The organism is Streptomyces sp. NPDC054840 (assembly GCF_053611065.1).
The window spans coordinates 1,593-1,912 of record NZ_JBSGZP010001006.1 but is presented as its reverse complement, the minus strand read 5'-3'; the positions used below and the strand labels follow the sequence as shown (position 1 = coordinate 1,912).

The following is a 320-nucleotide window of genomic DNA, read 5'->3' as shown; positions in this document are numbered from 1 at the left end:
CGTACCAGTTCCGGGTGGAGAACTTGGCCTTCCGGCCGCGGCGGTCGACGGCGGTGACGGCGATGACCCCCGGATAGGCAGCCGGGTAGGAGACGCGGTCGCCCGCCTCGCCCCCGTTGCCCGCGGAGGCCACGACGACCACGCCCTTGGCGAGGGCGTACTGGACGGCCTCGTCCTCCCCCGCCTCGTGGTGGGCGGAGTCGCTGTCGTCGCCGAGCGAAAGGTTGATCACGTCGGCGCCGTGGTCCGCAGCCCAGCGGATGCCCTCGGCGAGGGCCCCGCCCTTGCTGTCGCGGGCCTGGGCGCGGCCGGGGTCGCCC

The 320-nt window shown here is 75.3% G+C and carries 1 protein-coding gene; it reads right to left on the bottom strand.

Annotation, left to right across the window (positions count from 1 at the left end; all coding sequences use genetic code 11):
- A partial coding sequence (locus ACWGIU_RS36910; RefSeq protein ID WP_453712440.1) for a S8 family serine peptidase occupies positions 1 to 320 on the bottom strand: 320 nt, incomplete at both ends.